Source organism: Kitasatospora sp. NPDC058046, from assembly GCF_042885595.1.
GTDB lineage: Bacteria > Actinomycetota > Actinomycetes > Streptomycetales > Streptomycetaceae > Kitasatospora.
In genome coordinates this window covers 44,790-69,214 of sequence record NZ_JBHVRS010000040.1, presented here as the reverse complement: position 1 = coordinate 69,214, position 24,425 = coordinate 44,790, and the positions used below count along the sequence as shown (strand labels likewise).

At 69.0% G+C, this 24,425-nt stretch carries 10 protein-coding genes and 1 pseudogene (1 of these 11 only partly in view); 6 read left to right on the top strand and 5 right to left on the bottom strand.

The window, feature by feature from the left end:
• Positions 1 to 539: 539 nt before the first annotated feature.
• On the top strand, positions 540 to 1,433 hold the full coding sequence (locus tag ACFVU7_RS42885; RefSeq protein ID WP_388051873.1) for a class I SAM-dependent methyltransferase: 894 nt from the start codon (positions 540 to 542) through the stop codon (positions 1,431 to 1,433).
• A 139-nt stretch (positions 1,434 to 1,572) separates the two neighbouring features.
• Here ACFVU7_RS42885 and ACFVU7_RS42880 read toward each other — a convergent pair whose 3' ends face one another.
• From ACFVU7_RS42880 to ACFVU7_RS42870, 3 genes are all read right to left on the bottom strand, one after another.
• Positions 1,573 to 2,571 (bottom strand): hypothetical protein, encoded by a 999-nt coding sequence (locus tag ACFVU7_RS42880; RefSeq protein WP_388051870.1) that lies wholly within the window; start codon positions 2,569 to 2,571, stop codon positions 1,573 to 1,575.
• A gap of 1,582 nt (positions 2,572 to 4,153) precedes the next feature.
• Positions 4,154 to 4,912: an SDR family NAD(P)-dependent oxidoreductase gene (locus tag ACFVU7_RS42875; RefSeq protein ID WP_388051867.1), complete on the bottom strand. Its 759-nt coding sequence runs from the start codon at positions 4,910 to 4,912 to the stop codon at positions 4,154 to 4,156.
• Positions 4,913 to 4,938: 26 nt separating this feature from the next.
• Positions 4,939 to 5,733 (bottom strand): helix-turn-helix domain-containing protein, encoded by a 795-nt coding sequence (locus ACFVU7_RS42870; protein WP_388051885.1) that lies wholly within the window; start codon positions 5,731 to 5,733, stop codon positions 4,939 to 4,941.
• A gap of 278 nt (positions 5,734 to 6,011) precedes the next feature.
• Between ACFVU7_RS42870 and ACFVU7_RS42865 the strand changes: the two genes are divergently transcribed.
• A complete protein-coding gene (locus ACFVU7_RS42865) occupies positions 6,012 to 6,854 on the top strand; it encodes a helix-turn-helix domain-containing protein (RefSeq protein ID WP_388051864.1) in 843 nt (280 codons plus the stop codon).
• Between the two features lie 331 nt (positions 6,855 to 7,185).
• Complete coding sequence (locus ACFVU7_RS42860; protein WP_388051882.1) at positions 7,186 to 8,187, top strand: acetyl-CoA carboxylase biotin carboxylase subunit family protein; 1,002 nt, start codon at positions 7,186 to 7,188, stop codon at positions 8,185 to 8,187.
• Between the two features lie 513 nt (positions 8,188 to 8,700).
• On the opposite strand, the gene ACFVU7_RS42855 is transcribed toward ACFVU7_RS42860, so the two are convergent.
• Positions 8,701 to 9,072 carry a hypothetical protein gene (locus ACFVU7_RS42855; RefSeq protein ID WP_388051861.1) on the bottom strand — a complete coding sequence of 124 codons (372 nt, stop codon included), beginning with the start codon at positions 9,070 to 9,072 and terminating at the stop codon, positions 8,701 to 8,703.
• 445 nt (positions 9,073 to 9,517) lie between these two features.
• On the opposite strand from ACFVU7_RS42855, the gene ACFVU7_RS42850 reads away from it, so the two are divergent.
• A complete protein-coding gene (locus tag ACFVU7_RS42850; RefSeq protein ID WP_388051858.1) occupies positions 9,518 to 9,811 on the top strand; it encodes a hypothetical protein in 294 nt (97 codons plus the stop codon).
• Positions 9,812 to 9,996: 185 nt separating this feature from the next.
• Here the strand turns inward: ACFVU7_RS42850 and ACFVU7_RS42845 are convergent.
• Positions 9,997 to 10,275: pseudogene (locus tag ACFVU7_RS42845) on the bottom strand (transposase); the annotation flags it as partial.
• 468 nt (positions 10,276 to 10,743) lie between these two features.
• Between ACFVU7_RS42845 and ACFVU7_RS42840 the strand changes: the two are divergent.
• The gene (locus ACFVU7_RS42840) at positions 10,744 to 11,265 is read left to right on the top strand and encodes a hypothetical protein (protein WP_388051855.1); all 522 of its coding nucleotides are present in this window, start codon (positions 10,744 to 10,746) and stop codon (positions 11,263 to 11,265) included.
• 62 nt (positions 11,266 to 11,327) lie between these two features.
• On the top strand, positions 11,328 to 24,425 hold the 5' portion of the coding sequence (locus ACFVU7_RS42835) for a DUF6349 family protein (RefSeq protein ID WP_388051852.1). Its footprint extends 23,295 nt past the window's final position; the window shows 13,098 of its 36,393 coding nt (coding positions 1-13,098); the start codon lies at positions 11,328 to 11,330; its stop codon lies beyond the right edge, outside the window.

The following is a 24,425-nucleotide window of genomic DNA, read 5'->3' as shown; positions in this document are numbered from 1 at the left end:
GGGAATCTCGCGGGCGTTGTACACCCGCGAGACTGGCGCACCACCATGCTCACCGACAGCCGAACACCAAGATCCCCGACAGAGTCAAGCTCAGACCGCGGCAGACGTACCTGCCGGACGCAGCGTTCCGGCGGCACGGCCTCATCCGACGCTAGACGCGGCGCGGACATGCGCCGAGGCCACGCGGGCCGCGAGCTCCACGTGGCGGGTCAGCCCACGGAATGCCGAACCGGCGCCTGGCCGTTTCCCCACCGCACGTCTGGCACCTGTGGAGCGTTCTGACCACACGGCCGAGGCTGCCGGACCCGACACGCTGACGCCATCATGGCGGCACGGCAGACGCTTCTCCACCGGTGCGGTAGTCATCGTGTATACCTGGCCGGGCATATGATTGGAGACCGCGCAAACTGTGGTGCCGGTCCGGTCCGCCCTGGCGGCCGTAAGGCCGCCAGAACGACCTGGCTGCCACCGTGGCCGGGTGAAGTCCCTGGTGATCGGGTCCGCCTATGGACGGTCACAATCCGGGATAGGAGTAGTCGTTGAATCCGTATCACAGGCTTACCCATGCTTATGATCCCGACAACAACTCGCTTTACGCCGTCCTCCGCATGCTGGGATGGGGGGAACTGCTCAACCTCGGATACTTTACGCCCCTGTCGTTGCTCCGCATCGCCGGAGGTCTGTCAGGCTTCCAGGAGGACCTCGTTACCCGGTCCCTCGACCTCCTACGGACCCGACCGGGCGAGCACGTCCTCGACGTCGCCTGTGGCACCGGGCGCACCACCGTGCGCATCGCCGAACGAGGTGCCCGTGCCACTGGGGTCGACCTGTATCCACCTCACCTGGAACAGGCCGTCCGTCGGCACGGAGACCATCCGCGGGTGCGGTTCCTGCCCGCCGATGCCACAGATATGTCGGCCGCGCCCGCGTTCGCCGACGCCTCGTTCGACAGGGTGTACTGCCTCGAAGCCGCGTTCCACTTTGGTCCGGACGGCCGCCAGGCTTTCCTGCGGGAGGCCTACCGGGTCCTGAAACCTGGCGGCCGGCTCGTCCTGGTGGACTTCGCCTGGGCCACCGACGACCCGACGGAGATCCGTGCGGCGGATCCCGACCGCACGGTCCGGGACACGTGGGCGTTCGAGGAGTTCGAGCCGCTCGCCCGCTACCTGCGGCACGCCGCTGACGCCGGCTACCGGATCCGGCGCGTCCACGACTGGACTCGCCAGGTTATCTGGAGCCTCATGACACTCGGCACCATCGCCGCCTACCTTGCCCGTACCGGTGTCGGACGGCGCCTGCTCGGTTTTGCGTTGCCCCCGCTGCGTGACCTGCCCGTCGTCCAGTGGCCGGTGTTCGCCCGCCTCGTTCGGGCTCATACCCCGGTACGACGCTTCGTCCGGTACGTCGCCCTGGTTCTGGACAAGCCGATCTGACACCGCTGCCGCCGGTCGCCCCTTGACCGCCCGTCGCGACAGCAGACGGGCGGGCCCAACCTCGGGAACCGCGCCGTACGGGGTGACTCCGGGCAGCGTCGACTGGTGGCCGTTGACCCAGGTGTCGGCGGCCGGTCCGTCAGGCACCGCCCACGGGCGTTGCCGGACGGCTGAGATGCCGATCGCCGGACCGGTCGGCGATTCCTGCTCGGATCCGGGCCACTGCTGTCACGCGCTGGTGGAGCAGGAACCTGGCCGCGCGGTCTGCCGCAGTCGCGGCGTTGGTCATGGCCGACTGACGGGCAGCGGCGGATGAGTCGAATCGGTGCTTGGAGCGCATCACGGCCGTGTAGACGTTGTGGGACTCGGCAACCACGGCAGGCGATTGCTTGAGACGGTGGAGGGCGTCCTGGTGGTACTGGTCGCGGGTGCAGGCGATGGCGAGCAGCTCGCTGGCACCGGCGATCTCCTCGTCCTGCGTTCCGTGTCGGGCTTCGGCCCTTGTTCTACGGATCTCCGAGCGGGCCTCGTCCCAGACGGTGCGAACACTGGAGTAGTCGGCCAGGTCGGCTCGGGCGGCCAAGGCCAGGTCGATGCACTCACTAATGCCGGCCTTGATGGCCCGTCCCTGCGAGCAGCCGGCACACAGCCCGGCCGCGCCAGGAGCGCCGCAGTCCACGCAGGGAACGGCCAGCCGGGCAGCCTCGGAGCGGGCCTTCCGGATCTCCCGTCCGGCCAGAGCCGTGGCCTCGCAAGCTATCGGCCCCGCAGAGGGGGGCTCGGCCTGTCTATCGGCCGCGTTGGTGGTGTGCCAAGATCGACTGATCGCGCCCTCGACGAGGTACCTGCAGGCAACGCATTCGAGGCCTGTCACCACGTCGATCATGCTCTCGCACTCGGCCCGTCCGCAGTCGCTGGCATGGCGAAGCCCGATCCGTACCAGCCAGCCGTATGGGCTGGCAATAGACGTGGCAGTGGCGAGTCTGTGCCGCAGACGCCCCGCCACCCGTCCCACGTCGCCCGCGACGTCCCGCACAGCCGCGCCAGCGGCCCGTGCTGCTTCCCGCTGTTCCCAGACGGTCATCAGCGGCAGGAGAGCCGCAGCCTCCTTCAGCACGCAGTATGCCGCGATCGACATGCTCAGCTGTGGCGGCACCGCCCCGGTCCGAGGTCCGGGTGTCACCGGCGTGCCGGGTGGGGGGCTGGTGAGACGGGTCAGGACCGTGCTGGGCTCGCTCGCGTACGCACGCGCTCCACCGGCGACGGTGGGAACCCCAGTCTCGGCTTCGCCGGAAACACCAACCGCGACATCAGCTCTACCGTCGGTGCCAGGGTGAACGGCGTGAGAGGCGTGAAGGGCTTCAGTAGCGGAGTTCTCTGGGAACTCGGCACTACCAGCAGGCCCCGGCCCAGCCGCCTGCGGGGACGGCCCAACGCAACGCCGGTGTGGCCGCGTTGTAGGAACGGCGGTATCGGGCCGGGAAGCAGCGGCGCCCCTCCGGGCGGCCTTCATCGTTGCCCAGTCCTGGGCCACGACCGGCACCACAATCCCGCCACGCTGGTGCAGCCGGCTGCTGGTTGCCTGGCGGACCAGCTGGATCGCTCCCGCGCTCTGGAGGCGTTGAAGAATCCCGGCCGCCCCTGCCGGCGTGCAGCTGTTGCCCAGGAGCCGGGCAAGTGTTGCCGCTGCCCGCCCGCGCTTGCAGACTTTCCCAGAGCACAGCCGTATCCGCCCGTCAGACCGGGCTTCCATCACGAGGAGGAGCAAGGCGAGGCGGTCGGTTGGCGCACCGCGACCCGTTCGGGCGGCAAGCAACCCAGGAGGGGTTACCTGACCGTCCCGGCGACGCCAGCCCGGGGCGAAGAGCCGCTCCACGACGCGAAGCAGGGTGGCGAGCTCGGGGCGGTTGAGGGCGAGCGGGTTCTGGCGATTGCCAGTCCGAGTTGCCTCGATCTGCTCCGGGACCCCGACGAACAGACCCTGCACGGTGCCGGCCTCCCGGAAGCGCTGGCGGGTAACGAGCGTGGACGCCAACCGTTGCCGACGCAGAGACTGATGAATGGCAGAGACGGACACCCCGAGCCAGCGGCCGAGCTCCGGGGCGGTTGACGTGGTGGCGCAGGCTAGGGCGAGTTCGGCCTTCGCAATGGTGATGATCCGTAGTAGCCGGTCGGTGTCATTCAGATGTGCCGCAGCGGGTGAGCGCAGAGTGGTGTGGATGGCAGCCCGTAGGCGCAGCCGCATTGGCTCGTCCAGTCGTAGAGCTTCCAGTCTCACGGTGGAAGCGGACGAGACGGAGTCTTCTCGCGCTATACGGCGTGTTGACGAGATGTCACGGCCGGTAGATCTGGTAATTGGCGTGTTCGCGCCTGCGTGACAAATGGGAACGACTTCAGGCATTATCGAGGTGTCTCTGCTGGAGGTGGAGGCAGCATGAACCCCAGGGGACAGCTATCGATTCTGGGGCTGGCATCGCCTGTTGGACCCGCCTGCGGTCGGGCGGTATACCGGGTGGCAAGTCCTCTGTCGAGGGTGGCTGCCCGGGTCGTCGCCGGAGATGACCTGAGCGCGAACTCGGTCATATGTCGGCGGTGATGGGAAGGGCGTGCCGCCGGAACTGGTGCTGGTAACACCGGTGTGCAGGTGGCAGTCCAACGGCCCGTGCTCCTTGGAGCGGGCCGCATGACACGTCACCTCATGGTGGACCTCTCATCTCGTCTCAAGTCCTGGTGCGGGTAGTCCAGCCGGTACGCGCGGCAGGGTGGGAGTTCAGTGCCTCATGGGCGCGTCGCCGTCGACGCGAGGACTTGCTTCGTGAGGTAGGCGGCCTGCGCGGTGAGGTGAGGAACAGCACTGCCCGCAGGATCCCGTTGGGGTGTCGGGCAAGTCGGGTCAGCGGCATCTGCGTGGCCAGGCCCTCGATGTCCTCGGTACCGGGCGCGTCGAGCATCGCCGCGATCGTCATGCCGAGGAAGAGGGTGTCCAGAGTCCTGCTGTGGGGCGCGAGCTCATGTGCCAGGGATGGGGCGAAGCCGATCAGGCCCGTTGTGGATCCCGTGTAGCCGGACGGCCCCAACAGCCCATGGAACGCGGGCGTGGAGCAGGCGCACAGGGTCCGGCCCCCACGGCGACGGATCGTCCTGCACGTCGCCAGCTGGGCCACCCGGTCGGTGCCGGTGAGATTGCTCTCCAGTGCCGAGGCGAAGTCGTCTTCGGCCGTCGTGAGTGGCAGCCTGCGGAGGGGGTTTCCGGTGTTCGACACCAGAACCTGGACCGGGCCGTGCTGCTCCTCGATCGTGGCGAACGTCGCACCGACGCCATCACATTGCCTAATGCCACAGAGCGCGGACAGGAGGTCACCTGGTGCCGACGCGGAGCGGCAGATGGTCGTGGCGCGGTCGCAGTCGGCTTGGTGGACCTTTGGGTTGGAGAGACCGAACTCCCGGCTGGTACCGGCGATCAGGAGTGAGCGGCGCATTGACTTGTTTCCCCGAGGGCTTCTGTTCAGCTGGCTTGCTGCAGCATCGGCATGATCTGACGCTGGGTTCGGGTGTGCTCCAGGCGTCGGGACAGGGCCGCAGCGGTGTCCATAGTGGCGTCGGCCAGGCGTTCGGCGCGCCGCTGCCAGTAGGCATTGGGGGCGAGGAGGCTGACGGAGCCGACGAGGACAGAGCCACGCCACAGCGGCACGGAGAGCATTTCCCACCCGGCGACAGGGGAAGGGGTGCGTGCGTACCCCTGTATCTTGATGCGCCGCAGGACGGCGTTGCCTGCGCTCAGGTCGTCGAGGCTGGCGAGCATGACCAGGCCGGCGGCGTCCTGGTGCAGGGGTGCACGGCGTAGGGCGGGCCCAGCGTCGGAGGTCGCCAGCGCGGCTGCGAAGTCGTGACGCTTGCCGTCCACGATGTCAACGCAGATCCTGCAGGGGGTGCCCAGCAGGAGGTGGCTGTGCAGGGCGACGACCTGGTTCGTGCGGCGCTGCAGGTGGGCGAGTTCCTCGGAGATGGCCGAGGAACTGGCGGGCAGCGCGGTCAGCGCGTCCCGGCTGTGTCCTGTGATGCTTGGGTGGGCGATGGAGTAGGTGCCGTAGGTCGGTTGGACGAAGGTGTGCGTACGCACGCCGGACTGGAGGATGCGATGGGCGGTGGAGCGGGTGAGTCCGCTGTGGGCCATCACTTCGGCGAGCGCGTGCGGGCCCGGGCCGAGCTCGATCAACGTCTGCAGCACTCGATAGGCGCGCTCCGCGGAGCTGTTCCGTTCGTGGTTGTGGGCTTGAAGCTCATGTGGCGGCTTCGGCATCATCAGGCCCCCCGGTCTGTGAGCGTGTGCAACTGGTGGGACGATTGGCCGATTCAGATGCCAAGCCGTCCCGTGGTCTTAAAGATGTAGTCGAACCGGCCGCCGTTGGCCAGGAAGGAGCCCTTCCTGAAGTTGCATTGTAGTAAGGCGTACCTGACCACCGACTCGGCTTGGCCGAGCGCAATGCTTGAGAGACGGGAGCGCGCCGGGAGGCCGCTGCCGGGAGACCAGGGACCTTGTCGGCGGCGATCGCCGGCGCCCGGATGAGGGGGATGCAAGTGACGACCGCACCGCAGGGGAACGGCAGTACACCGGACCAGAAGGAGCAGTTCCAGGCACTGCTGGCCAGATGTCGGGCTGCCGTCGAGGCAGACTCGCCGGGGGGCGCCGCCACGACGCGCGGGAGGCGCCATGCCGGCCTTTCCCAGGAGCGTGCGGCCTCGATGCTCGGGATGTCCGTCCGGTCCTACGGCGACTTCGAGCGAGGTCTGACCAGAGCGGAACCCGAGTTCCTGGACCGCGTGGCCTCCGTGCTGCGCATGAGTGCCCATGAGCGGCATGCGATGTTCCTCCTAGCAACAGGGCAGGAACCTCCCCAGCCGTTTAGCAATCAGCTGGCCTCGGTGCCGGCCTACCAGCTGGCACTCGACTCCAGCGTCCTGCCTGGTTACCTGTCCAACCGCTGCTGGGACATCGAACTGACCAACCAGGCGTATCGGGACATCTGGGCCGGTACGGAGGTGCCGACCAACGTCCTGCGGTACATCCTGTTCAACAAGGCCGCACGCGACACCGTCTTGCTGGAATGGCGGGACGGTTGGGCGCTGCCCTTCCTCCGCCAGCTGCGTGCAGCGATGGCGGCTTCGCCCTGGGAGTTGGGCCTGGTGGAGCTGCACCGTGAACTTGAGGACGTGGCGCGCAGAGATCCGGCACTGCCCGAGTTGATGGAGCGTTCGCTGGACGACGAGTACATTCACCCGAACGGCGAGACGCGCTTGATTCACCACCCCATGTGGGGTCCGACCCGAATCACGCTGCTGATGACCCGCCCCCTCGATGCGGCCTCGGGTCATCGGTTCGTCTGGATGGTCCCGCCGAAACCGGTCGACCAGATGCCGTGACGCCTGCCCGGGCCCGGCCGAAGAGTTCTCGCAGGTCGGACCGCTCTCGCAACCGCCGGCCCCTGCTGCACGTCGTCATGTCAGCGGCAACGATCCTGTGTGGCTTGCTACTTGGACTCACCGATGGCGACCGGGGTGACAGTGGACCGCTACGACGAACGAGGAGACGAATCGTGCCCCGATTCCCCGAAGTACTGATCGTCGGCCAGGCCACGGGCCATGAGGCGGACCTGCGGAGCGTTGCCCAGACCTGTCCGATCGCCTTCCATGAGCCGGCATCGCACTGGGGGGCAGCTGACGCGCCCCACCTGCGCGCAGCGTCGGTGGTGAACTGGCGGCGGGGCTGCTGGCGCTCACAGCAGAGGCTCTGTCTCAGGCCGCCGAACTGGCTGAAGCACTCGGTGTCCGAGGCCCGTCCAGGGCATCGGCCGCCGCGTCCGCCGATCGTTCCATCGCGCGGGTCCTGCTCGCGGAAGCGGGACTGCCCACCCCGCAAGGCACCCGCGTCGAGTCCCATCAGGATGCAGCCGCCGCGGCGCTGTGGACCGGGTATCCCGTCGTCCTGCGCCCGCTCGCTAACCTTGGCTACTACGGTGCGATCCGGGCCGACAAGGCCGAAGACCTCCACACCGCATGGACGTTCGCGCACACCGCGGCCCTCGCGGCAGAGACCGCCCCCGGGGCCGTTCTGCTCGAGCAAGCCCCGGACGGCGACCGGGTCACACTTCAGACCGTCACGAGCGAGAGCCGGACCGGAGTGGTCGCAGCGGTCCGGACAACGTTCACGAACTACCCCCTGTTCCAGCCCTCCTCCCATCTCGTCACTGCGGAAGATATGGACCCGGACCTCGCGCAGCTCGCGGCCCGCGCGATCCAGGCCCTCGGAGTCCAGCACGGCGTTGGGCACGTGCACACCGTGATGACCGTGCTCGGCCCGGTCATCACCGACGTAGCGGCCCACCTGCAGGGCGACGGCGTCCCCGAACTCGTGCGACTGGCGACCGGCGTGGACCTGCTCCTGGCCGCCATCCAGACCGCCACCGGTCAGAACCCCGCCCTCATACCCACCCGCGCTGCGAGCGCGGCCGTCGCCCTGATCCGAGCGCGATCCACCGGCACCGTGACCGGCCAGGGGTTCGACCGCAAGTACCTGGATGGGCCCTGGCTGGCCAGGCTGGCCTGGGAGGCCCCTCTGGGTACTCCCGTCGAGGTGTTCCCAGCCTCGGTGCTGGCCCGCTGCGTCGTCACCGGATCCGATCCGGACGCATGCCTGGCCAACCTTGCGCAGGCCCGCCAGGCAGTTCGGGTGACCATCCAGCCGGACCACCCGTAGACCATCTCAAGAGATCGGACTCAGCGCCGCCGGGCCTGGGTTTGACGGAACCGATCCAAAGCGAGCCGCTGGGCCTCGGCCAAGCTCCTTCGCCGGGGCGCAGGGGCAGCCGTCGGTGGGGTCTTCTGCGGTGCTGGCGCCCGGACGACCCTCGGCCGCTCCAGCCTCGCGCCAGCCAGCTGATATACCTCGCTCGCGGCCCGGGCGCCCACCGCGACGACCTGCAGGAGCATTCGTGGGTCAGGGCCGGGAAGCGCATCGCGCAGGCGGTAGACGATTCGCCACTGAGGGGCACGTCCTCCCGCCACCCTGGTCTCGTTCTGCGACTCGTCGAAGTAGAGCTTTCTGCAGTCGGACAGATCAGGATGCCTCGCCATCGCCTCCAACGGAGCTCCGCGCACCTCACCTCGAGTGAGCTGGCTGATCCTTATGAGCGCGATCCGTTGCAATTGGGACGTGGGCAGCGCCAGGATGTCGGCACCGACCTGTGGATGGTGATCCGCGCGATACACGTCAGCTCCCTCCACCGGCATCCGGCCCCCTCTCGAAGCTCCTGGCGCCCTCGGCAGCCGTTTCCGAGTCGGCGTCATCCCCAGCAGCCGCGACCAACCGTTCCAAGGCTGCGTTGCTAAGACCTTCGCCCGCTTGTGGCGCGCAGTCCAGACGATCCATGACCATCACGGCATCGGCGGTACCAGCGGCTTCCAACAGCCGCTGAAACCCGATGAAGGAAACCAGCACCGCCTGTGGCATGCCCTCCTCTCCGATCACGATGGCGTGCGACTGTTCCTGATCGAGCTGCTTCACCAGGGTTCGCAACGTTCCGGCAGCCCGGCTCATCGAGATCACGTCGGAAGGAGTCACGTTGGGGTTCATGCTGTCCATGGATCAACGGTAGCGAGACATCAGCCGCACTCTCGACTACGCAATCTGCCGATACGCGACTGCGGAGCACCCAGACAGGTTCCGTCGGGCCCGGGCCCGACGGGCAAGGCCCTGCCGTCGAATCCCGCCGAGCGGAACCGAGCGCGGCCACCCACTGACCGCATCCCGTTCCACGGGAACTTCACCACCAGCCGAGTGCGTGCCGACCGCGCCGTGCACTTGCCTGGGACAGCGAATCATCGGCCGTCCTCGGGGAGGTACTGCATGGAGCAGCCATCAAACGTGGCACTCGTCGCGCTCTTCCTGACGGGTGCGTTCATGGTTGCTGTCGCTCTTGCCGAATCCCGACCTTCCGCAAAGGGGCCGCGCAGATCGTCCGGCCGGCGCATGCCAGCGGCCGAGATCGTCGTCGTCCCGGGGGTGTGACGTGGAGAGGCGAGCTGTCGTGCTGACAACCGGCTCCAGAGCACAGGCCGTTACACCCGATGATGTCGAGCCCGTCGAGCTAGCCCCCGAGCACCTACGTCTCCTGCGGCAACTGGCCGCCAGCCGCGCCGCGCGCCAGGCCGGCCCCAGCGCGCAGGCGCAGCCCACTGCGCCCGCCCAAGCAGGCGCCGACGACCTCGTCCAAGAGATCGAGCGCCTACGCACCTACGTTGCCGTGCTGGAGGCGGCCGTGACGCTGCTTCTCGAGTCGACTCCGATCAGCAGGGAAGTGAACCCGCCCGCACCCGGTTGACCCAGGAACCCGAGGGGTCGTGCCGAAGCAGAGCGGTCATCCCCACCCGCTGGAAGTACGGACCAACCCGGTCCGTACTTCGCGCAGGCTGGGATCTGAGCGCCCACCACATGCCCCACCGGAATCGAACCCCGCATGGTTGGCAGAATGCGCCAGGCCACATCCAAGGAGTCTCAATGAGGAAGTCAAGCCGTCTGCGCGGTCGGCAGATCGGGGGTGAAGACCCGGCTGTCGCGCAGGAGGGCCCACAGCACGCGCACCTGTCGGCGGGCCCGGGCGGTGATCGCCTGGACGTGCTTGCAGCCCTCGCCGCGCTTCTTGAGGTAGAAGTCGCGGCTGGTCCCGTCCTGGAAGGTGCTGGTCTGTGCCGACAGGTAGAACCTCCGGCGCAGGCGACGGCTGTAGCGGGTGGGCCGGTGCAGATTGCCGGCGCGGCGTCCGGAGTCGCGTGGGACGGGCACGAGCCGGACTTGGCCTCGCCCCCGTAGGCGCTGGAGATGCGGTTGGTGGCCCGTCAGGGCCCGCTGGCCATGAGCCGCGTGCAGTGCTGGCTGCAGCAGAGGACGTGCGGGAGATGTCCACCGCCCAGCGCACGTGGTGGGACAGAGCGTGGATCTCGCCTAGTGCGGTCAGGGTCGCTGTCTCGGCATTCTCGATCTTCTTCGAGCTCAGTGTCCTACCGGTTTCGTCTCTGCCACGGCCGTCCAGTGATGGCCTTTCCCGGCATCGACTCCGGTCCACGCCTGGGCCCGCGGCTCGCTCAGACCCCGCCGCCGTCTCCGTAAAACAGCGACCGCACATTGCGCGCACATCTCAATCAGCAGCCAGGGCGCCCGGGAGGGTCGGACGGCCACTCCTCGGGAGCCACTGAAGACACGAAGAGACAATCCACATCCGGCCCCCCGGGCCGCTGAACACCGTACGGAGAAGCGATGGCGATCAACCACTACGGCACCGAGGCCCGGGCCTACTGGCGAAGGTGGCTGCCCAACCGCTACGCCGCGCTGCCCGACCCCATCGCCTTCTTCACTGCGCTCGGAGAACAGGTCGAAGCCCAGGTCGGCGACCTCTGGGACCAGTACGTCATCGTCAGCACCGCCCCAGCCGGCGAGAGCCACGAAGAGCGGGTCGCCCGCCTGGCACACCTCAAGGCCCGCGCCGAACACCAGGTCCTCGACGAGACCGTACGCCTGGAACCCGAGCAGGAAGCCGCCCTCGAGGACGAAGACGACGGCCTGGAGACCGACGATGACTTCCAGTCCCGGCTGGCACACCTCCAGCAGCACACCGAGTGGGTCAGCACCACTGCCGATGCCCTCCTCGACGGCAACCTCCGCCTGAGCGATCTCGACGACCAGCAGCTGCGCCACGTCCTCGACTACATGACCCCGTCATTCCTGCGCCTGTTCGGCACATCGGTGGAGGACCAGCGCGCCCACGGACGCGACCTGTAGCCGCCCGATTCGACCGACCACCGACCCCGAGTGCCCACTCGACGCGAAGCGCGGAGGATCGCATGTACCGGACACCTGGACAGCTCGGCGACCTGGACAACGAGGCCGCGAGCGGAGCGATCCACCTGCGCGCTCAGACGAGCGGGGCCGACAGCCTCTGGCAGTACCGGCTCTACATCGTCGACTCCGACTCGCCCAGCGCCGGCCTGGACGAGGCAGGCCGGCACGTCCTTGTCCGGGTCAACGAGGACGACACCGTCCACGAGGTCGCCTCGCCCCGGCAGCTGGCACACACCGAGTGGGCCGAGGACCTGTTCGACCGGCTCGCGGAAGCCCAGAAGTTCGAGGGACTTCCACATGCCGCCATGACCGACGGCGGCGGCACGGAACCCCTGCTGCTGGCCGTGGAGCGCAGGCTGACCGCGGCTTCGCTGTCGGCCTCGCCACCCACGCCGGTCTCCGAACGTGAACCGTACGATCCGATGCCTGCCCCCGCCTCGACCAGGCCCCCGGAGGACATTGCCGTCGACCTCGAAGACCTGCGCGCCGGTGACCTGATCGAGCACTTGGACGACCTGCCCGAATACCTGCCCGGCAGCGACAGCACGATCCCCGCGATCGTCGTCTCCGTCACCGGCCACGACCTCATGGTGCAGGACATCGACGGAGACGACGAACCGTACGACATAGACCTGACCCAGGTAGTGTCAGCCACACGTCCCGCCCCGACAGATCCGGTCGATGCGCCGCGCTTCCAGCCTCAAGGGCAGGCCGACCTGGCCCCGTCCGGGCCACTCGCCCGGATCCGCGCGAACATCGCCGCGATCCGCGTACTGCACCAGTTGCGCGAGGACGACCGGCCGGCCACTGAAGCCGAACAGACGGTGCTGGCCCGCTGGAGCTCCTGGGGCGCGGTCCCGGCCATCTTCGACCCCCGCCAGAAGGACTTCGTCGGCCTCCGAGCCGAACTGCGCAGCCTGCTCACCGAGAAGGAGTGGAACGCCGCCGAGGCGACCACCCGCAACGCCCACTTCACCGACGCCGCCCTGGTCCAACCGATTTGGAACGCACTCAAGGCCCTAGGCGTACCGACGGTCCTAGGCGACAGGAAGCTCCGCTTCGCCGAACCCGGCTGCGGCAGTGGCAACTTCATCGCATTCGCACCCGATAGCGTCCACATGACCGGAATCGAGCTCGACCCGGTCACCGCCGACATCGCCGCCGCCCTCTATCCGGACGCCGAGATCCGCCCCGAGTCCTTCGTCGACACCCGCATGCCCGACGGCTACTACGACGGCGCCGTCGGCAACGTCCCCTTCGACGAGATCGCGCTCCACGACCCCAACCACAACCCGCTGCGCCTGGCCACCCACAACCACTTCATCGTCAAATCGCTCGACCTGGTGCGGCCGGGCGGGCTGGTCGCGGTGCTCACCAGCCGCTACACCCTCGACAGCACCGGCAAGACCGCACGCCTGGAAATCTCCAACCGAGCCGACCTGGTGGGAGCGGTCCGCCTGCCAGCCGGCGCCCACCGCAAGGCCGCCGGTACCGAGGCGGTCACCGACCTGTTGATCCTGCGTCGCCGCAACGAGCCACCCGAGGTCCCCCCGGACTGGATCAACGTCACCCACGTCCCCATCGACGCCGACACCGGGGTCCTTGTCAACAGCTACTTCGCCAGGCACCCCGAGATGGTCCTCGGCCAGCATGCCCTGACCAGCGGCCGGTTCTCCGCCCAGGAGGTCACCGTCCGGCCCCGCCCTGGCGCCGACACAGCCAACGCGCTGGCCAAGGCCCTGGCCACGATCACCGCACAGGCCCGCGAGAACGGCCTGACCATGAGTGCGAGCCCCGACGCCCGCCAGCGCGCCGCGGTCGAGGAACAAGCCCAACGGATGCAGCGCGCGCACGAGATGTTCGGCGATGACATCCAACGATTCCAGGGCACCCTGATCGACCAAGGCGACGGAACGTTCCTTCAGCTCATCGGCCACGAGATCACCGAACGCCCCGTCCACAAGAACGCCGCCGAGGAACTGCGCTCCCTGCTGCGCCTGCGCGATACCTACGTCGAACTCCTCAGCTCCGAGTCCACGGGCGACACCGAGCAGGCCGCGACCCTGCGCGCCCAGCTGAACTACCGCTACGACACCCATACCGCGGCCTATGGACCGATCAACAAGCGCGATGCCCGTCGAGACCGTCGTACCGCACAGGGATCCTTCCGCACCGACCCGTACGCCGCCGGCGTATACGCCCTGGAGATCTACGATCCGGACACGGAGACCGCGAGCAAGGACGCGATCTTCACGCGCGCGGTCACCCAGCCCGAGATCGAGCGGACCACGGCCGACACACCCCAGGATGCCCTGGCCATCAGCCTCAACACCTTCGGTGAGGTCCGCCTCGGCGAGATCGCCCGCCTGCTGTCCCTGGACTCCCTCGAACAGGCCCGCGACGCCCTCGGCGACCTCGTCTACAACGAGCCCGGCACCCAGCGCCTGATCCACGCCCCCACCTACCTCAGCGGCAACGTCCGCGAGAAGCTCGACGCCGCGCAGAACGTCCTGCACATGGTCTCCGAGGACCTGCGCGACCACCATCCCCTGCAGGCCAACGTCACAGCCCTGCGCACGGTGCTGCCTCCGGACAGGCAGCCCGGCGACATCGACGACATCCGCATCGGCGCCACCTGGATCGACCCGAGGTTCTACCAGGACTTCCTCCAGCAGCTCCTGCAGACCAAGAGCCTCACCGTCACCCGTGAATCCGGCGCCGACTGGGACGTCGACGCACCCAAGGGCGTACGCGAGTCCAGGGCCGCCACGAAGGTCTACGGCACCGAGAAGCGCGACGCCGTCGAGCTGTTCAAACGGATGCTGCGCCGCTCCTCCCTCGTCGTCCACCCGCCCAAGCCAAAGGAGGACACCAGCCCGGAGGAGATCAGGAACGGCAAGATCTGGGCAGCCAACCAGACCGAGCAGGTCGTGGCGAAGGCCGATGAGCTCGACCGGCTGTTCGGGGACTGGCTGTGGCAGGACCCCGACCGGACCCGCGAGGTCCTCGCCAACTACAACCGGCTCTACAACTCCCATGTGCCGTACCAGGGCGACGGCAGTCACCTGACCTTCCCCGGCATCTCGGACGCGATGCCGCCGCGCCCGCACCAGCGCGCAGGCGTCGCCCGCGCCCTGGTGGAGACCGGCGGGGCCTTCTTCGACTACGAGGTCGGCTTCGGCAAGACCCTCACCATCGCCATGACCCTCATGGAAATGCGCCGCCTCGGCATGGTTCGCAAGCCGTGCATCGTGGTGAAGAACGCGACCGTCAACGGATTTCGCAACGACTTCCTCAAGGCCTACCCCAAGGCCCGGGTCCTGGCGATCGACAGCGCCGACTTCGACAAGGACACCGCCGCCACCTACATCGCCCAGATCGCGAACGGAGACTGGGACGCGGTCATCCTGCCGCAGAGCCTGTTCAAACGGATCCCCCTGTCGGGTCTCGGCCAACAGCAGTACATCGCCGACCAGACCGCCGAGTACCGGGCCCGGATCCACAAGGCGATCACCGGCAGCGACGCGGCCCTGGCCCCCGCGCTCAACCCGGGCGGGGACCCGCTCACCGCCGACGCCCTCGACACGGTGGCCGCCCATGCCACCGAAGGCACCCGCCCCGACGCGCATGTCCGCGACACAGTCAAGAAGCTCCAGGGCGACCTCAAGCGGCACACCCAGCGAGCCCAGCGCGTCCTCACCAAGACCAGCACCACCGGCATCAGCTTCGAGCAGACCGGCCTCGACTTCATCGCCGTCGACGAGGTCCAGGACTACGCGAACGGAGACGTCGGCGCCAACAACAGCGAACTGGCCCTGACCGTCTCCGGGCAGGCCCGCGACCTCAAGGCCAAGCTGCGGGCCCTGGCCCGGGCCCACGGCCCGAAGGTCGGCCTCGGTTCCACCGGCACACCTTTCCCCAACGCCATGTCCCAGGCGTTCGTCATGATCGACCTCTTCCGCCCGGACCTGCTCGCGCAGGCCGAGCTGGGAGCGTTCTCCTCCTTTCAGGCGCAGTACCTGCGCGAGACCATGGCCCCAGAGGTCTCGCCCGAAGGCACGCCCCGCATCAAGGAACGCATCGGGGCGTTCATGAACGCCATGCAGTTCCATCAGCTGTGGAAGCTCGTCGCGGACGTCAAGACGGCGCGGGACGTCAATCTCCCACGGCCGGACAGCACCAACGAGACGATCGTCGTACCCGCCACCGACGCCGACCGCGATTTCATGGAGGAGATCGCCATTCGGGCGGAGGATGTACGCGCCGGCGACGTCGCCCCTTCCGAGGACAACCTCCTCAAGATCTCCAACGACGGCCGGATGGCCGCCATGGACTTGCGCCTGGTCGAGCGCGAACCGGACGGCCCCGGCAAGCTGGATGCCGCGGCCGACCGCATCGCCGCGATCCACCACGGGTACAAGGACCGCCGCTACACCAACCGGCAGGGCGACCCCAGCCCCCTGCCGGGCGCCCTGCAGCTCGTCTTCGCCGACCGCGGCACCGCCTCCGATGACAACCGCAAGCTCGGCAAGTTCATCGCCTACGACTACCTGCGCGACGAGCTCATCCGCCGCGGGGTTCCCGCGGAGCGCATCCGCTACGTCCAGGAGGCCAAGACCGCGGACGAGAAGGAGCAACTGTTCGCGGACGCCCGCAACGGCAAGGTCTCCGTGCTCATCGGCAGCACCGAGACGATGGGCGTCGGCGTCAACGTGCAGGACCGCGCCATCGCCCTCCACCACATCGACTGCCCCTGGCGGCCCAGCGACGTCACCCAGCGCGAGGGGCGCATCGTCCGCCAGTTCAACCAGCACTTCAAGCTCGGCATCCCCGTCCGCATCTTCCGGTGGGTCAAGGAGGGATCCTTCGACTCCTTCATGTGGCAAACCGTCGAACGCAAGGCCCGCTTCACCGATCAGATCCGCACCGGCCGCGAACTCGAGGAACAGGACCAGGCACCCCTCGACGGAGACCTCGGCAAGGACTACCTCGAGTTCGGCGAAATCAAGGCCATCGCCACCGGCAACCCTCTCCTGCTCAAGAAAATGCAGGTCGACGAGGAACTGCGCCAGCTCGAATCCGCCTACAGCAGTTGGAAGCGCACCAACAATCACCTGCGCAACGTCGTCGACACCGCCGACGCCACCGTCAACGCAGCCCAGAAGCGCGCCGAACTCGTCGCACGTGCCGCCGCGGCCCGCACCGACACCAGCGGCACGGCGTTCAGTCTTCAGACGCCCGACGGCACCGTCCACACCAAGCGCACCGACGCAGCCAGAGCGCTGCACATCCAGCTCGCCCTCATCCAGCGCCACTCGCGCGGCGCACGCAACAGCCGATTCGAGCGCATCGCGACCATCGGCGGCCAGGACATCCAGGCACGCATCGACAACGTCCACGACCACATCCAGTTCACGATCGAAGGCCTCAGCCACATCGCCCAAGCCACCTTCGTGATCGACGACGCCAACGCCTTCCTCAGTGAACCCAAGCCGCCGCTTGGCCTGATCGCCCGGCTCGAGAACCACATTGAGAAGCTCGACGGTCTCCACTCGGTCCACGTCGCGGTCGTCGACGAGCTCAAACTCGAGATCGACCGCGCCATCAAACTCGTGGACCAGCCCTTCGGCAAACACGACAAGCTGCTGCGCGCCCGCGCCGACCAGGCGCAGATCGACGCGGAGATTTCCGGCCAAGTGGGCTACGAGGACGACCAGCCCCGCACCCCGGCCCGGGCGCAGCCGGCGGCCGGCACCGACTCGGTCCGGGACAGCGCCCGGGAAGTGCGTGACGCGTACTTCGAGTGGTACCGCGCCAACGGCTACCGCATTCGCGACCTCGAACGCCGCGAACGGCCCGCTGAAGCCACCGACCCTGAGGACGCTGCGTTCCGCCTGCTTCTCCGTGTGGGCGACGAATGGGCGGCCGAGAACAAGCAGCACCGGGAGGAGGCCCGCGCCGGAGGACATCCCGACTTCCGCGCAGCAGCGCATACCCAGGCCCTCGTCGACGCGGTGACGGCTTACCTCGACATCCTCCAGAGCTTTCCCGACGTTCTGGTAAGAGACCCGAACGATCATGCTCGCAAGCTGGTCTACGCGGCACGCAATCACCTTGCCGCGGCACCGACCCCGGTTACCGGAGCTGCCGGGGCGCCCCAGCCTGCCCCGCCCGGCCCCAGGGCGTCCCGCTTCCCCCGCAGCAAGCCGCTCCCGGGTCAGGAGGCTGTCCAGCCGTATGCCGACCGGGCCGAGTACTGGGACGCCGAGCAGGCCATGCTGGACGCCTACCGATCATGGGCCGACCAGTACGGGACCCATCTCGCCGACGGCAGCCCGCAGGAACAGGCACTGGCGGAGGCTGGGCAACGGACCATCGACGAGAGCGCCCGCGCCCGGCGCGCTCGCCTGCTGCACCTTCCCGGCCGGCTCGACGCGCAGCTCATCCGGGACCTGACCGACACGGCCCGCCGCGTCGGCGAGCAGTGGGACCGCGAAGCCCGAGCAACCCGAACCGTCTCCGCCACGTGGGACGTCGTCAAGACCGTGCGCACGCACGCCGATCGCTACCTCGCGACCATCGACAACCCCCAGGCAGAAGCCGTCCGGGCTTGGCAGGACACCCCCGAGCCGATCAGCGCCCCGGCCAATGAAACGCAGGCTGCCCCGGACCTGTCGGGCTACACCCACTACACGGTCACCGGCGGCGACGGCATCCGCGGCGTGCCAGCCGACGGCACGAACCTGCACGAAGCTCTCCAGCAGCTGATCGCCGACGGCGCCACCCTGGCCCAGAGCCCGCACGGGCTTACCCTCACCTGGTCCGACGGCACCCGCTACGACATCGCGCCGGCACCACACGCCCCCGTTCCGGCCACCCTCGGCCGCGCGCCCGCCGCCCCGTCGGCGAACAGCGACCCCGAGGCCTCACAGCTGGCCATGGAGGAAACGGCCGGATCCGCGCTGCCGCAGGTCAGGAACCTCGCCGCCCTCCTCGGCCACTACGGCGACGCCGGCGACGCCGTGGCAGGCCGTGAGCTGGTCCGCGCGACCGCGGACGAACTCCGCACCGCTATCGCCCACGTTTCGACCGACGGCCTTTCGCCCGCAGCCGCCGAGACGCTCGCCGCCACGACCGCGGCGATCGAGGCAGCCGCCACCGGCGACCAGTACGTTCCCGAAGACGTCTTCGCCACCTACGACACTCTCGCCCAGACCGCAGAGCGCCTCGCCGAGAGCGACATCCCGGCGACCACCGCCCCGGCGCAGCAGCTGGCCGAGCGCACCCGCCGCCACCTCGCCCGCCTGCATGCTACCCGCGACCCCTACGACCTGCTCCTCGACGCCGCGAACCTCGACCCCGACTCCTGGGCTGTCCAGGCACGCACCGACCCACTGAAGGAGAGGCCGATCCCCTACGGCGACAGCGGCCACCACTACTACGCCCGCTCCATCGTCTTCGAGACCTACGACCGCTGGCCCGACAGCCACACCCCGGGTGGCAGCCCCGCCATCCAGCGGCTGCGTACCGCGATGTGGGACCTGCGGCAGACCCCCGACACCCTCCTCGGCCGGGCGATCACCGAGTGGCTCGAGGTGGCGGGTCTCGCCCTAGAAGCCGCCGCCGACACCGACCAGGCGACCGGCCGCGAAGTCCTGCGTAGCGTCGCCCGACACGCCTACGAGCATCAGCGCAGCCTCGCCGCTCACCAGATCGCCGCAGCGAATGCTGAACCCTTCGGTCCGGACCAGCCCTTCGAGCAGGGGACACGCGACCTGACGGCCGCACTGGAAGCGTGGACGGACACTGCGACCGCCAAGCGCCTCGCCTCCGGCAGCGATGATCCGGCCGTCGGCGGGCCCACCGCCGCCAAGGCCCACGAAGGCCTGCGCGAAGCCGCCCACCGGGCGCTCTGGGCGACCGCGGCCGACGGCACACTCGACGACCTGGTACGCCAGAGCGCGAACCTGGCCCACGCCACCTACGCCATGGCTCTGAGCCTGCCGGAGGCCGCCTACCGGGACCGCGACGACCGCAAGGTCCTCACGCACCTGATCCGTGCCGCCCACGGCTACGCGTCCAGCGCCCGCATCTCCAGGCAAGACCCCGCCGCGGCAAGGGAGATCCTGGTAGCCCTCACCGCCCGCGACGGTGCCTCTGCTCCGGCTCCCGCCGCCACCGCTGGCACAGCGCCGCAGACGGCCGACACCCCGAAACCGGCTGCAACCGTCATAGAAATCGAGCACCACTACCTCACGAGCACGGTTCGAGGCGTCAGCGACAACGAGGCCGACACCGCGGTCCGCACCGCACTGGAGCGCCAGGGCTTCAAGCCCACAACCACACCCGGCACCTGGGCACTGCCCTCCCGCACGAACTTCAACAACCGGGACAACCGGGTCCGCAACATCACCTTCGCGCTTCAGAACCTCCAGCGCCCCGTCCGCACCATCACCGACCCGCCCGAGCTGCCCCGGGACAGCGACATCACCATCCCCGACGGGCAGCCCTACACCGCCAAACAGGAAGCCGCCGACGACTTCGACGGCATGTTCGGCGGCTTGTGGCGACTGAAGGAGACACCCGCCGGCAGGAAGCTGCTCACCAGCGGCCTGGGGGCCAGGCCCGACGGCGAAGCCGTATGGAAGGCCGTCGAAGACCTGCGGCAAGGGCCGGTCGGCAGCAACATGGACCCCTTCGTCCACCCCGCAGAGGATGTCGTCGAGCGCTGCCGACGCCTCGCCACTGCGGCAATCCAGCTGTCCCGCAACCTCGAACGCGAGCACTACCGGGCGCCCGTCGCGCTGCCCCACCTGCGCACCTTGACGCAGTACGCCACGCTCCTGGCCTCCCGGATCAGCGCGACCGCCGCGCATCAGGGCGTCTGGGATCGTGCCTTCACGCACCGCGCACCGGACGCAGATCAGGAACAAGCAGCCACCGAACCGGCCGAGGCGGACGCGGCGGCAGAGTCCGCCCGTTCCACCAGTCTTGCCGCCATCACAACGGACCCACTCGTGGCCGGGGCCTACACCGGCGAAGGCCTGGCGCAAGCCGCAGCCCGACTGGCGGAACTTCACCAGCATCTCGGCGACACCCTCCCCAGCCAGACCCGCGCACGACTCGAGCGCGACGGCGCCCTTGCCGAGTTCCAGACCAGCTGGGAACACGCGAGCCAGGAAGCGAACGCCGACGGTCGGGACCTTCCCGCCATCACTGACGCCTACCAACGCGCACTCGGGGCCACTACCCGGCTCGCCCAGCAGCTCGCGACAGCGTCGGCGGACGGAGCAGGGAGCGCGCTCGCCCAGCAGCTCCTGAGCGAAACCGAGAGCCACATGGTCAGGCTCGCACTCACTCTCCGCCAGGCGCAGGACGACCAGCAGCTCCGCGAGGACCGCCGCGACCGCGACCGCCTCGCCGCCCGGCACGATGACGCCACGGCCGAGCCCACAGACCGCCCGGTGCCGACTCCCGCCGACGGCAGCGAAGGACAGAGCACGGCGACGACCGCAGCGGCCCGCGGATCCCGGCAACGCGGAGTCGCCGACCTCACACGCACAAGCATGGTCACAGCCCTGCGAGCTGCCGAGGTCAAGGTCGAGACCGTTCACCGCCCGGACGACAACACCATCGCCTACCTAGTCGACGGTGAAGAGATGTCCCTGGCACAGGCCGGCGCCGTCTTCCTGAACACCGCCGAACCCGTCCCCGGCCGGCCCGGCTTCGTCACGGCGCCCTACACCGGCGACCGCCACTCTGTGCGGGACGTCCTCACCCTGCCCGACTACACCCCGGTCGCACGATTGGTGCACAGCTCCCTTCTCCGGCCGGGCTGGCAGGTCGAGATCGATGGCGAGCAGATCGGCGAGGTCCACGCCGACATCGACCAAGCTGCGCAGGAGGCCGTCGGTTGTGTGGAGCAGCAGCGCACGGCTGACCCAGCCGGCTCCGACCTGCAAGGGGCCGCATTCCTGCCGGACCGGTGGTACACCTACACCAGCGCCAACGGCACCGTGAACGACGAGCGGGGCCGCGTACTCAGCGAGCTCACCGCCACAATCCCCGACATCCAGGTCACGCGGACTCCAGAGGGAAACGTGCTCACCTCGGGGCCTGCCGGCGAAGTGATGAGCACTCTCCTGCCCGATGCCCTACCGCCAGCCCTCGCCGGCCTTGAGGACGAGGCCAAAGCGCTGCTCCGGGACGCACTTCAGCACTTCAGGACAGCGGTCGGCGATCTCGACCTTCCCGGCCGACTGGACGCCTGGCTCACCGAACGCGCCGGTACCGGCCCTCTTGCCGCCGCCCTGACCTCGCCGGAGGACCTGCAGGCGTTCCGCCTGGCGATGCGCCACTACTTCCACGACGCCATCGCAACGATCACCGCCTCCACCGCACAGTCCGGACCGGCGCAGTCGGTCACCACAGTAGCCCCGGCCGACCCCCCGACCCGGGCGACTACTCCCGCAGCATCCGGATCGAGTTCCGAGGCCGATGCCGGTACCACCACACCACCTGCCGGGGCAGACGACCGGTCGCCGCAACCTGGTCAGGACCAGCCGCTTGACGATCCGGCACCAGGCAGAGCCGGGGAACTCATCGCCACTGCTCGCGCCAACGGCTGGGCCGCTGAGGGCCGCTGGAACCGCAAGCGGTACTCCGACAGCTACGACGTCGCCCTGGAGGCACACACAGCCGCAGGATGGCGTCGCTACAGCCTCACCTGGGAGCTACGGAAGGGCTACTACACCTACAACTCCGAACGCTCCATCGCCTTCCATCTCAGCGGGAAGTCGGCCAAGGGGGGCTTCCGCCCCAAGCTCGGAACGGTGGAACTTGACGTCCGCAGACCCGCTGTTCCCCCACCTACCGACCAGATCCCACCGGATGCCCCGGACAGCCAGCAGCCCGCTATCGTGCCCGTTGAGGTTGCGCCGGAGATCCGGCCCACCACGCCGTTGGACGATGCCGTCCCGGCACCAGCCGAGGCCTCGGCCGCCGCATCCGTGGCCGGCGTCCCCGGAACACCTTCGGAGGCCCGTGACGCCGTACCGGCGTCGTCGGACCAGCAACCGTCCAACCCGGCTGGCGCGGCTCCCGCAGTGCCGGAGGGCGTCACCGCAGTTCCCGGCAACCCTGGGTACTGGTGGCGCCAGGACCCTGAACAGGCCTCCGACCCCTATGCCGACTACCAGTCCGTCCGCCGCCCTTCGATCACCATCGGGCTCGGAGAGCGCGTCATCGGCACCGCGACCGCGCCCGACAGCAGCGGAACCCTGTGGATGGGATCGGTCACAGGCTCCCGCAACACTGTGCGCGGCGAGCGCACCCCTGCCGCGACCGCCGCCAAGATCGCCCAGCGCCACCGGACCATGTCCGCCGACATCGACTTCGACCGGCCCCGCCCCGCCGAGGCGGTCTGGATCGACCACACCGGCCCCACCGCCGAACTCCACGGTGTACCCAAGCAGGGCGACGACGAAGCCCAGGCCGCCCGCGAGGAAACCCAGTTCACCTGGGCGAACAGCCGCCAAGCCCATGTCCAAACCAGCAACACCTCCCGCTCCACCAGCCTGTACAAGACCGGCCTGTTCGTGACGGCAATGCTGGCGCGCGGCCGCACCATCGCCGTCCGCCAGAACCCCGACACCCCGCCCGGCCCGGCCGACACAACCCTCCCCGAACTGTGGCCCGACCAGCGTCAGGACCTTCACGGCACCGACATGGCGCAGCGCAAGACCCGCTGGTCACCCATCGACCTGTTAGTCGGCGACGAGATCCTCGCGGGCTCGACCCCCTGGTGGCGCCGGGTCACCGCCGTCAACGGCGACGACATCCGCACCTTCGGCAACGAACCGGACGCCTACGAGAACCTGTGGGCGGTGCGCCGCGGTGAGCAGATCCTCACCATCGCCGACGCGCCCAGCATCGACCAGGGCACTGCCCGACCACTCACGGGCGCCATTGCCGACCTGACGGATGAGCAGATCCACGACGAGCTCGCGCGGCTCGACCTGCCGCTGGCAGAGCCCGGCCACGCCGAGTACGTGGCCGCTCGCCGGGCCGCGCTTGCCGCCAGTGTGGAACGCCGCCACGCCGTCCGGCGGGAGAAGGAACGCCAGCGGAGCGAGCGCTCCAGCTACCAGCGCACACCGGCCGGCCGCAAGAACCTCGTACTGGACGAGGACGCAGCGCCGCTTGGCGCCACGGCCAAGGACGGCAAGGTCTTCCTGTCCCTCGACCGCGACGGCCACCCCCGCAGCGAGCACAAGACGCGCCAGGGAGCACGGAACGCGGCCTACGAACGCGCCGACCTCGCGGCCGACCGGGCACCGGCCGGTTGGCGGCCCACCGCGTTCGACGACCTCGAGTCCGGCACGGTCCTGCGCCTCCCACTGCGCCCGCCGTCCCAAGAAGCCGACCGTGCGATCCGCTGGTCCCAGCCGCTGACCCTGGTCTCGGTCACCCGCAGCGATACAGGCGAGATCACCGTCGAGGGAAGGCGCGGCGACACTGCGGTCACTGAGACGGTCCCGGGGATTCTGCGCCGTCACGGGGCTATGCGGCCGGCGGAAGGCGAGAACGCTTACACAACTGACCAGCTGGCGCGCCGTGCTGCCCGCGCCTACCTCCGCGGACAGCAGGGCCCGCGTGCCAGCCACATCATTTCCACCCGCATGACCACGTTGGTGACCACTGCGGCCACCGCCGTTCAGGCGGCACTGGAGCGGCCGCTCGGCAGCGGGCAACTGGCCGAGCGCCTCGACGCGGTGGCTGTCGCGGCGACCGCTGTAGCTGCTGCCGGGGAATCCACCGGTGACAACGACCTGCATGCCGCGTACACCGACCTGGCCACGGGCGCCGCCAGCTGGGCCGGTCGTGTCCGCGACCCCCGCACCATGCCCGTCCTCCACACGGGCGCGGCCGCGCCGCAGACCCCCGGCGAGGCCGTTGCGGCACCCCTCGAATCCGCACCGCCCACACCGACCAGTACCGCTCCCGCCCCGTCCGGAGGCCGATTCGCTTCCACCGGTCAGCTCATCACCCACTTCAAGGCCGCTCCCATGCAGTGGCTTGCGCGCGCGCCGCACGCGCTG

Bases quoted from the DNA above. Each gene is read 5' to 3' on its own strand.
- ACFVU7_RS42870 (WP_388051885.1), bottom strand. From the start codon at position 5,733: ATGCCGAAGCCGCCACATGAGCTTCAAGCCCACAACCACGAACGGAAC.
- ACFVU7_RS42875 (WP_388051867.1), bottom strand. From the start codon at position 4,912: ATGCGCCGCTCACTCCTGATCGCCGGTACCAGCCGGGAGTTCGGTCTC.
- ACFVU7_RS42855 (WP_388051861.1), bottom strand. From the start codon at position 9,072: ATGGACAGCATGAACCCCAACGTGACTCCTTCCGACGTGATCTCGATG.
- ACFVU7_RS42840 (WP_388051855.1), top strand. From the start codon at position 10,744: ATGGCGATCAACCACTACGGCACCGAGGCCCGGGCCTACTGGCGAAGG.
- ACFVU7_RS42880 (WP_388051870.1), bottom strand. From the start codon at position 2,571: ATGTCGATCGCGGCATACTGCGTGCTGAAGGAGGCTGCGGCTCTCCTG.